13 protein-coding genes and 2 pseudogenes are annotated in these 9,090 nt (G+C 38.9%); 13 read left to right on the forward strand and 2 right to left on the reverse strand.

Going from position 1 to position 9,090, the window contains the following annotated elements; translation table 11 throughout:
* Nucleotides 1-82: 82 nt before the first annotated feature.
* The 4 genes from aroA to QM409_RS06010 are packed head-to-tail and all read left to right on the forward strand — an operon-like array spanning nt 83 to nt 3,987.
* Nucleotides 83-1,366 (forward strand): 3-phosphoshikimate 1-carboxyvinyltransferase, encoded by a 1,284-nt coding sequence (aroA, locus tag QM409_RS05995; protein ID WP_414305278.1) that lies wholly within the window; start codon nt 83-85, stop codon nt 1,364-1,366.
* A complete protein-coding gene (locus QM409_RS06000; RefSeq protein WP_414305277.1) occupies nt 1,359-1,835 on the forward strand; it encodes a shikimate kinase in 477 nt (158 codons plus the stop codon). Before aroA ends, QM409_RS06000 begins: the two co-directional genes overlap by 8 nt.
* Nucleotides 1,832-2,680, forward strand: a complete 849-nt coding sequence (gene pheA / locus QM409_RS06005; RefSeq protein WP_414305276.1) for a prephenate dehydratase — start codon at nt 1,832-1,834, stop codon at nt 2,678-2,680. Before QM409_RS06000 ends, pheA begins: the two co-directional genes overlap by 4 nt.
* The gene (locus tag QM409_RS06010) at nt 2,677-3,987 is read left to right on the forward strand and encodes an LCP family protein (RefSeq protein ID WP_414305275.1); all 1,311 of its coding nucleotides are present in this window, start codon (nt 2,677-2,679) and stop codon (nt 3,985-3,987) included. The genes pheA and QM409_RS06010 overlap by 4 nt, the downstream gene beginning before the upstream one ends.
* Before the next feature lie 26 nt (nt 3,988-4,013).
* Here QM409_RS06010 and QM409_RS06015 read toward each other — a convergent pair.
* Nucleotides 4,014-4,198, reverse strand: a pseudogene (locus QM409_RS06015) (hypothetical protein).
* Nucleotides 4,199-4,215: 17 nt separating this feature from the next.
* Between QM409_RS06015 and QM409_RS06020 the strand changes: the two are divergent.
* The 9 genes and pseudogenes from QM409_RS06020 to QM409_RS06060 all read left to right on the forward strand — a co-directional run.
* Nucleotides 4,216-4,419, forward strand: a pseudogene (locus tag QM409_RS06020) (IS1182 family transposase); the annotation flags it as partial.
* Nucleotides 4,420-4,593: 174 nt separating this feature from the next.
* Nucleotides 4,594-4,977, forward strand: a complete 384-nt coding sequence (locus QM409_RS06025) for a DUF1310 family protein (protein WP_414305274.1) — start codon at nt 4,594-4,596, stop codon at nt 4,975-4,977.
* Complete coding sequence (locus QM409_RS06030) at nt 4,977-5,261, forward strand: hypothetical protein (RefSeq protein ID WP_414305273.1); 285 nt, start codon at nt 4,977-4,979, stop codon at nt 5,259-5,261. The genes QM409_RS06025 and QM409_RS06030 overlap by 1 nt, the downstream gene beginning before the upstream one ends.
* A 20-nt stretch (nt 5,262-5,281) precedes the next feature.
* Nucleotides 5,282-5,677, forward strand: a complete 396-nt coding sequence (locus QM409_RS06035; RefSeq protein WP_414305272.1) for a DUF1310 family protein — start codon at nt 5,282-5,284, stop codon at nt 5,675-5,677.
* The gene (locus tag QM409_RS06040; protein WP_414305271.1) at nt 5,674-5,910 is read left to right on the forward strand and encodes a hypothetical protein; all 237 of its coding nucleotides are present in this window, start codon (nt 5,674-5,676) and stop codon (nt 5,908-5,910) included. Before QM409_RS06035 ends, QM409_RS06040 begins: the two co-directional genes overlap by 4 nt.
* 15 nt (nt 5,911-5,925) lie before the next feature.
* Nucleotides 5,926-6,327, forward strand: a complete 402-nt coding sequence (locus QM409_RS06045) for a DUF1310 family protein (RefSeq protein ID WP_414305270.1) — start codon at nt 5,926-5,928, stop codon at nt 6,325-6,327.
* Nucleotides 6,320-7,561 (forward strand): Mbeg1-like protein, encoded by a 1,242-nt coding sequence (locus tag QM409_RS06050; protein WP_414305269.1) that lies wholly within the window; start codon nt 6,320-6,322, stop codon nt 7,559-7,561. Before QM409_RS06045 ends, QM409_RS06050 begins: the two co-directional genes overlap by 8 nt.
* Nucleotides 7,543-7,953 (forward strand): hypothetical protein, encoded by a 411-nt coding sequence (locus tag QM409_RS06055; protein WP_414305268.1) that lies wholly within the window; start codon nt 7,543-7,545, stop codon nt 7,951-7,953. The genes QM409_RS06050 and QM409_RS06055 overlap by 19 nt, the downstream gene beginning before the upstream one ends.
* A gap of 3 nt (nt 7,954-7,956) precedes the next feature.
* On the forward strand, nt 7,957-8,250 hold the full coding sequence (locus QM409_RS06060) for a hypothetical protein (protein WP_414305267.1): 294 nt from the start codon (nt 7,957-7,959) through the stop codon (nt 8,248-8,250).
* Between the two features lie 234 nt (nt 8,251-8,484).
* Here QM409_RS06060 and QM409_RS06065 read toward each other — a convergent pair.
* On the reverse strand, nt 8,485-9,090 hold a 606-nt coding region (locus tag QM409_RS06065; RefSeq protein WP_414305735.1), incomplete at its 5' end, for a transposase.

Below are 9,090 nucleotides of genomic sequence, written 5' to 3' on the forward strand. Positions count from 1 at the left end.
TATCATAAAGTCAGGAATTTTTAAGGAATTTCTGGCTTTTTATGATAAAATAGGTAAAAGTATTGCAAGTATGAGGTCCAGTATGAAACTAAAAACAAACATTAGCCACTTACACGGCAGTATCCGAGTTCCAGGTGATAAGTCTATCAGTCACCGTTCCATTATCTTTGGAAGTTTGGCTGAGGGTGAGACTAAGGTTTATGATATTCTGCGAGGTGAAGACGTTCTTTCGACCATGCAAGTCTTTCGTGACCTTGGTGTTGAAATTGAGGATAAAGATGGGGTTATTACCATTCAAGGTGTAGGTATGGATGGTTTAAAAGCTCCGCAAAATGCCCTTGATATGGGAAATTCTGGAACCTCGATTCGCCTGATTTCAGGCGTTCTTGCTGGGGCAGACTTTGAAGTAGAAATGTTTGGAGATGATAGTCTTTCCAAACGTCCTATGGACCGCGTGACCCTTCCACTGAAAAAAATGGGCGTTAGTATTTCAGGGCAAACTGAGCGAGACCTGCCTCCCCTTCACTTAAAAGGGACGAAAAACCTTAAACCTATTCAATATGAGTTGCCAATTGCTTCTGCCCAAGTCAAGTCAGCCTTGATGTTTGCGGCCTTGCAGGCTCAGGGGGAGTCTGTTATTATCGAAAAAGAGTGCACCCGTAATCATACTGAAGATATGTTGCAACAATTTGGTGGCCATTTAAGTGTGGAGGGCAAAAAAATCACAGTCCAAGGGCCACAAAAATTGACAGGACAAAAGGTGGTTGTTCCAGGAGATATTTCCAGTGCAGCCTTTTGGCTAGTCGCAGGTTTGATTGTTCCAAAATCTCGTGTGGTGCTTAAAAATGTGGGCATAAACGAAACGCGTACTGGTATCATTGATGTCATTCGCGCCATGGGTGGAAAATTAGAAGTTACTGAAATTGACCCAGTCGCTAAATCTGCTACTTTGACTGTTGAGTCTTCTGACTTGAAAGGAACAGAGATTGGTGGCGCTTTGATTCCAAGCTTGATTGATGAATTGCCAGTTATCGCTCTGCTTGCGACTCAAGCCCAAGGTGTAACAGTTATCAAGGATGCTGAGGAACTTAAGGTTAAGGAAACAGATCGCATTCAGGTGGTAGCAGATGCTTTAAATAGCATGGGTGCGGATATCACACCTACAGCAGATGGAATGATTATCAAAGGAAAATCAGCCCTTCACGGTGCTAGAGTCAATACTTTTGGAGACCATCGTATAGGCATGATGACGGCTATCGCGGCCCTCTTGGTTGCAGATGGAGAAGTGGAGCTTGACCGTGCAGAAGCCATCAATACCAGCTATCCTAGCTTCTTTGATGATTTGGAGAACTTGATTCATGGCTAAGGTATTACTAGGATTTATGGGAGCTGGCAAATCGACTATTGCAAGAGGCTTGGACCCTAATTACCTTGATATGGATGCTCTGATAGAGAAGCGCTTAGGCATGTCTATTGCGAATTTTTTCGCTGAAAAGGGAGAAGAAGCCTTTCGTCATATAGAATCAGAAGTCCTAGCTGATTTACTACAAAGAGACCAAGTTGTGTCAACTGGTGGAGGAGTGGTCGTTTCTCAGCGAAATCGTGACTTACTAAAGACAAATTCTGATAATATCTACCTGAAAGCTGATTTTGAAACCCTCTACCACCGTATCGCAGCTGATAAGGATAATCAGCGTCCGCTTTTTCTAAATAATAGCAAGGAAGAACTTGCAGCTATTTTTCAAGAAAGACAGGCTTGGTATGAGGAAGTAGCTAGTCGGGTTTTGGATGTGACCGAGTTAAGCCCAGAGGAAATTATAGAGGAACTGAGATGAAAATTGCTTATCTAGGTCCCAAGGGATCATTTTCACACCACGTTGTGCAGACAGCTTTTCCTCAGGAGGAATTGCAGGCCTTTGCCAATATTACAGATGTCATCAAGGCCTATGAGCAAGGCTTGGTGGACTATTCTGTGGTGCCAGTTGAAAATTCTATCGAGGGTAGTGTTCATGAAACCTTGGACTACCTTTTTCATCAGGCTCGTATTCAAGCAGTGGCAGAAATCGTTCAGCCTATTCATCAGCAGTTGATGGTGGTTCCAGGTCATACTAAGATTGAAAAGATTTTTTCTCATCCTCAGGCTTTGGCTCAAGGAAAGAAATTCATCGATGAACAATATCCAGAGGTCCAAATCGAGGTAACAGCTAGTACAGCTTATGCGGCCCGTTTTATTTCCGAACATCCAGACCAGCCTTTTGCAGCAATTGCGCCTAGAAGTTCTGCTGAAGAATATGGCTTGGAACTGATTGCCGAAGATATTCAGGAAATGGAAGCCAATTTCACACGTTTCTGGGTTCTGGGAGCTGAAGGTGCGGCTATTCCTTTGAAAGCACAAACTGAAAAAATGAGTTTGGCCTTGACCTTACCGGACAATCTTCCCGGCGCACTTTACAAGGCCCTTTCAACTTTTGCTTGGCGAGGAATTGACCTGACAAAAATTGAAAGTCGTCCACTCAAGACAGCACTGGGAGAATACTTTTTCATTATCGATGTGGACTACGCTGATAAGGACCTGGTCCACTTTGCCCAAAAAGAATTAGAAGCGATTGGAATCCAGTATAAAGTTCTGGGTGCCTATCCTATTTATCCAATATCAGACCATGGAAAGGAGAGAAGATGAGTAAAGAAAATCCCTTAAGTCATCATGAGCAGTTGCGCTATGACTATCTTTTTAAGAACATTCATTACCTCAATGAGCGAGAGAAAAAGGAGTTTGCTTACTTGCAAGGTAAGTTAAATATGGCTAGTGGCAGTGAAGTTTCTCCAGAAATTTATAATGAAAATCACGATATGGAAGAGTCTTTCATGGAACCAATCAATCAGTCTCCTCTTCCATCCTATGGTAACCGAAGTCGTGCAAAAAAATACCAGAAAACTCATTCTCATCCAAAGGTTAAGTACAAAAAACGTAAGATTCGTTGGGGGCGCATTTTTGCAGGATTGCTTGCTCTTCTAGCCTGTGTCGGTTTTGGCATGATTTTTATGTTCCTAAAAGGTTATTCAAATGCGGATCCAAACAAACCTGCCAATGCTAAGGCAGCTAAAGTAGAAGTTTTTCATGGTCAAGATACCAAGGATGGGGTCAATATTTTGATTATGGGAACGGATGGACGGATTGGCCAAAACAGTGCTGAAACGAGAACGGACTCTATTATGGTTCTAAATGTTGGTGGCTCAGATAAGAAAATTAAGCTGGTCAGCTTCATGCGTGATAACTTAGTTTATATTGATGGATATAGTAAGATTATCAATGGGAAGAAACAAACAGATAACAAGTTAAATGTAGCCTATGAACTAGGGGAACAAGAAGGCCAAAAAGGGGCAGAAATGGTTCGCCAAGTATTGAAAGATAATTTTGACTTGGACATTAAGTACTATGCCTTGGTAGACTTCCAGGCCTTCGCAACCGCTATTGACACTCTGTTTCCTGATGGTGTGACAATTGATGCCAAATTCTCAACTTTAGATGGTCAACCTTTAACCGAAGCTACGGTGGGAGATGACTTGCATGCTACAGAGACAGAGTCTCCAACCCAGACTATTAAAGTTGGGAAACAGCAGATGAACGGTTCAACCTTGCTCAACTATGCTCGCTTCCGTGATGATGACGAAGGCGATTACGGTCGTACCAAGAGACAACAGCAAGTGTTGACAGCTGTTCTGCAGCAACTCAAGGATCCAACCAAACTCTTTACGGGGTCAGAAGCACTTGGTAAGGTCTTTGGGATGACTTCTACGAATGTTCCTTATAGTTTCTTATTGACCAATGGTTTATCCTTCCTAGGAGGAGCGCAAAATGGCATTGAGAGATTAACAGTTCCAGAACTAGGTGATTGGGTGGATGATTACGATGTTTATGGAGGACAGGCACTCTTAGTAGACCAAAATAAATATCAAACTAAACTTTCTCAGATGGGAATGAGATAAGATAAGACAAAATTCCAAATAAAAAACTATACTTTAAATATAAAATAACGATCCTTGGGCAATAGTCCCTTATCTCCAAAAAAGCAACGGATTTGCCGTTGCTTTTTTACATGGTTGCGATAGTCTTTGTAAAATAGAATTGCTTAATAAACCATTTAGAAAGGCTATCCCATGCCTATTCACTATAACACAAATCAAACAACTTTACCATTAGAAGTCAGTTCTTTCTTGCCACAAGACCATCTCATCTTTACTATTGAAAAAGTAGTGAATACCTTGGAAGATAGTCACTTCCACGCCTTCTATCATGCCTTTGGTCGCCCTTCTTATCACCCTAAAATGCTTGTATCTACTCTTTTATTTTCCTATTTACAAGAGTTTTCTCTGGTCAAAAAATTGCCAATGAAGAATATACAAAATATTCTGAAACAGATCCCATGAAAATCATAAACGATAAAGGAAAGAAACCATAGGTACAGTCCGTCAGGTAATAGAAAACGAGACTGGATTGAAGGTTTACGTAGTTGAGAGTCCAGACCGATATTTATGATTTACTATAAGTAAATCAGTGCATGATATATTTGTAAAATAACATAAGGAGATGTCATGAGGTTATTAAAAATTATAGGAATTGTTTTAGCTAGTTTGTTGGTTATCGTTGGATTAAGCATAGGAGGATATAAAGTAATGAAACAAGTAGAACACGATGAGATGGTTAGGGTTGTCAAGGGTGAGGAAGCGAAAGAGATTTTTAAAGTGCGCTTAAAACAAATAGATCCGAATGCTCTAACAGAAAAAGGAATTATTAAATCATATAAAGTTGATTCTTTTGAACATAATCCAATGGGAGGAATAATTGTTTATTTGTATATAAATGATTCTTCAAGTTATAAAGTTAGTGTTTTCTTACATAAAGATAGTGATGGTAAATTAAGAAATGGCGGTGGGAGTAATCCATCTCTGGAAAAATTAAAGGGAGACTCAAACTGATGAATTCTATGTATAGCGACTATGAACGAAAGTTAATTGCTGAAAAAGAATATGATAATACATTACAAGTTGATAATGATATTTATATAGAAACTCGAAAAAGTTCCATCGGCACAGTCCGTCAGGTGATAGAAAACGAGACTGGATTGATGGTTTATGTAGTTGAGAGTCCAGACCAATCTGAAGTTTCCGTTCTTTACGAAGGTTCTAAGAAGCTAGGTGAGGATGAGGAATCTAATCTTTATGGTATACTAGAAGTAAATCAGTACATGATATATTTGTAGAATACCATAAAGGAGACGTCATGAGATCATTTAAAATTGTAGGAATTGTTTTAGTTAGTTTGTTGGTTATCATTGGACTAAGCATAGGAGGATATAAAGTGATGAAAAAAGTAAAACACGATGAGATGGTTAGGATTGTCAAGGGTGAGGAAATCAAAGAAATAATAGAGGATTATTTAAATTACATAGATGGGAAAGCTCTTACAAATAAAGGAGTAATCCAGTCTTATGAAATAGATACAGAATCTATTCAACATAACCCTATGGGGGGAATCAATTTTTCTGTTTATGTAAATGAAGATAATGAACTATATGTAAGGTATACCCTAGAGAAAAACTCGCAAACAAATAAGGTGGATTTTTCCAGTGGGGGATACTCGGGGAAATTGCACAATCTGATAAAGGAGAAACAATGAGTAGAGACTACAGTGATCATGAGCGACAAAGTATAGCAAATGAGGAGTATTCAGTCTATGAACCCAGTGATCCTCTAACTATTAAAAACGATAAAGGAGAGCTAGAAGACATCGGTACAGTCCGTCAGGTGATAGAAAACGAGACAGGATTGAAGGTTTTAGTAGTTGAGAGTCCAGACAAATCTTTATGGTATACTATAAGTAAATCAGTACTTGATATATTTGTAAAATAACATAAAGGAGAGGCCATGAAGTCATTAAAAATTATAGGAATCGTTTTAGCTAGTTTGTTGGTTATCGTTGGATTAAGCGTAGGAGGATACAAGGTGATGAAAAAAGTAGAACAAGACGAGATGGTTAGGGTTGTCAAGGGTGAGGAAGTCAAAAAGATCATAGAAGATAACCTAAAGCTGAGGCATAAAGGGGCACTTGAAGAAGGAAATATTATCCAGAATTATGATATAGATATTAATTCCATTTTTCATAGTCCAATGGGAGGGATCAAATTTAAAATTTATATAAATAATGACGAAGAATTATATGTATTTTTCACTATTAATAAAGATAGAAGTAGCGGAAAGTTAGTTAATGATGGTGGAGGAAGCTCTGCTAAATTTAAAAAAATAATAACGGAGAGAAAAAGTGAGTAGACAGTATAGTGATCATGAACGTCAAAAAATTGCCAATGAAGAATATACAAAGTATTCTGAAACAGAGTCTATGGAAATCATAAATGATAAAGGAGAGATAGAAGATATCGGTACAGTCCGTCAGGTGATAGAAAACGAGACAGGATTGAAGGTTTACGTAGTTGAGAGTTCAGACCATTCTGAAGTGTCTATTCTCTACGAAGGTTCTAAAGAGCCAGGTAAAGATGGTTGGGAAGTGGATTGGAAAGTCAATGATATTCCTATGGCAAAAAATATCATAACCAAAAAGAAAGAAGTGACACCTCAGTTAGAATCAGCGGCTACAACCTTGAATAACGTATTAGAAAATTATCCGAACGCTAAAATCTCAGTTTATGCTCACTCTCTTGGCTCCATGAATGCGCAGTACGCCCTAGCTAATGTTAAGGACATTTCAAGTATTTCGGGAGCTTATATCTACCAAGGACCGAACATCTATCCGGTCTTGACGGAAGAACAGCGGCAGCGTGTGGATGCGATGAAATACCGGATTCATAATTATATCGATCAACGCGATACAGTTCCAATCGGATATCCCAAGGATGCTCCAGGATACAAAGCAGAATTGAACAGTAAAAATGCTGTTGGAATAGTTCATCATGTGGATTCGAACTTTAACTGGGATCCCGTCGTAGCACAACACATGTGGGGCGGTTATGTATTTAATGATGATGGTAGCCTCAGAATCAAAAAAGATTCCTTGTCTTTTGAAAAACGGTATTCATCTTTTTTGGATAAGGTTTCCAGCGGCTTGTATGACTATGCAAAGGCTAAAGAGGCATTGGCTTCAGGCGGTTATACGAGTGGTGAGGAACTCTTTTTAGACTCTGAACAGGCCTTAACGATTTCATCGGGATTGCATGAAGTCGCAAATGCTGGTTATGAAGAGATTCGTTCCATCGTTCGTCAAGCGCATCAAAAAGCAGAGAAAATAGTAGCGAGTACTTATCACGTTCCCTTTGGTTTTATTTTATCACCTACAGAGGTGGCGATAGCCTATTCTGATGGAGGAGTATCTCGTACGACAATCGTAGATGATCTTGATCATTATTTCTATCCAAAAATCAAAAAATCAGAAAAACTAGCCGAAGATTTTCAAAGTTTAGAAAAGCAAATAGCAGATGGTGTCCAAAAAAAATTGGAAGATGATAAAGAGTTAGCAGGGAATTTTAAAGAATGGATGAAAATCAAGTAATCTGGCAGGAATTAAGAACAAAGCAAAACCATTTAGATTTATTAGATGAACGCAATCGTTCTATTCGCCAACAAAGAGAAGAACAATTTGAAGACCTTCAGCAAAAACGGAACCAATTGTTGCATATGATGGAAGGAAAGTACCAGATGATCCAGCATACCCTGGGGCAAGTGGACGTGGATACTACTGAGGAAAGAGCACGATTAAACAGAGTAGCTTCGGACTTTAGCCAAGCAGTATCCATGGGATTTATAAGAAATCAGCGCGCTTTGGAACAAAGGATTGAGAAAGAAGAGATTGAGTATAGACTAGAACGACGAAAATTGGAAGATGACATAGATACATTACATCGTCGAAAGATGAAACTCGATCAAGAAAAAAGGAAGGGATAATCTATGTTTGATGAAATGATCAATGATTTCTTCTCAGGAGTGAACAATAATATGACTGAGATTCAGAAGGGACTAGAACGTTTACTAATTAGCCATATTTATGCACCATTCAAATTGAATGAGCGTAATAATTTGATGTCAGATGGTGACTTCAAGATCAAAACAGAAGCTCTAGCAACAAAGACAGCACTAGGGATGATTTCTAGCCAACTCGATACAACGATGAAAGGAGCTTATTCGACAAAGGTTGTTGAGACTTTGAAGACGAAAGAAAAAGATTATGATACGATTGTGTAGAGATGAATATTCTACAATTGGAATTAGATAGGAGACTAATATAGGAAAAATCAAGGTTCGAATCACCAGTAAAATAGTGGTTTGAACGCTAAATGCTTGATTTTATTGCTTTTGTAGCCAAAATGAATCGAAAAAAAGAGCACACAAAATCTCCTCATCTGAAAGCGTTTCAGATTGAGTTCCGCTATGGTGAAAGTTAGTGTGAGACGTTTGAATGCGGTTAAAGGTTAGTTTTTAGAACTTATGTTGGAGTAATTTAGACGACTGACAGACGTCTTCTGCAGGTACTTTAGAAATGCCGAGAAGTTTAGGAATTTCTTCTCCATAGGTAAATACAAAGAGCTCATAGGCTGACTTTCCATTCAAAACAGCAAGTTTGACGCTGTTGACATGCGAACAAACGAGATTAGTATCCTCTTGAGTTAAATTGTCAAAAGAAGTTCCTTTAGGTAGAATGTCGCGAATCAGCGTGTGATTTTTCTCAATTCTCCCTTTCTGGTCAGAGCGATTTGGGGCACAAAAGAAGAGTTTACTCTCTCCTCTCACATCCATTTCGATATCATCACCCCTGGCAAACTCTCCTCCATTATCGGTAAGAATGATAGGGAAGAGTTGGAAGAAATCTTTGTCAGCTTGGTGAAGAGTGTTCTTGATATCATAGAGGTATTTGGTAACCTCAAGGGCAGTTTTATTATCGAGAAGCCTATCGAAGATAAAGTTACAGAAAGAGAGATTGAAGGTCAGTAGGACTTTACCTCCCATCCTGCAAATAACTGTGTCCATTTCCAGCCAAGCATCCAGTTTATTAAGGGCTAAATAATTTTGGAAATCCTCATAGGA

It is taken from the genome of Streptococcus mitis (genome assembly GCF_047465045.1).
Classification (GTDB): Bacteria; Bacillota; Bacilli; order Lactobacillales; family Streptococcaceae; genus Streptococcus; species Streptococcus mitis_DT.